The organism is Bacillus cereus group sp. BfR-BA-01524, from assembly GCF_022662595.1.
In the GTDB taxonomy this organism is placed as follows: domain Bacteria; phylum Bacillota; class Bacilli; order Bacillales; family Bacillaceae_G; genus Bacillus_A; species Bacillus_A thuringiensis_S.
This window is the reverse complement of record NZ_JAKUDW010000504.1, coordinates 1-211: the sequence shown is the minus strand read 5'-3', so window position 1 is coordinate 211 and position 211 is coordinate 1. Positions and strand designations below refer to the sequence as shown.

Genomic DNA, 211 nt, shown 5'->3' with positions numbered 1-211 from the left:
TGGTACCGGAAATCCTGTCTGCACTCCTCCAACAAAAGAAGGAAATGTAGTTGGTACTCCTACTGGTACTCCTCCCGCTGCTCCGCCAACAAATGTCGGGATTCCAGTTTGTACACCCGCTACTGATGTAGAAAACCCTCCAGGTGTTCCGCCCATCCAGCTCGGAATTCCACCGTATCCTTGTTGTCCTCCTCCCATTAACATCATTTGT

General features: G+C 50.2%; 1 pseudogene. It reads right to left on the bottom strand.

The features are described 5' to 3' along the window. Positions 1-211 (bottom strand): annotated as a pseudogene (locus tag MR170_RS32100) (hypothetical protein); the annotation flags it as partial.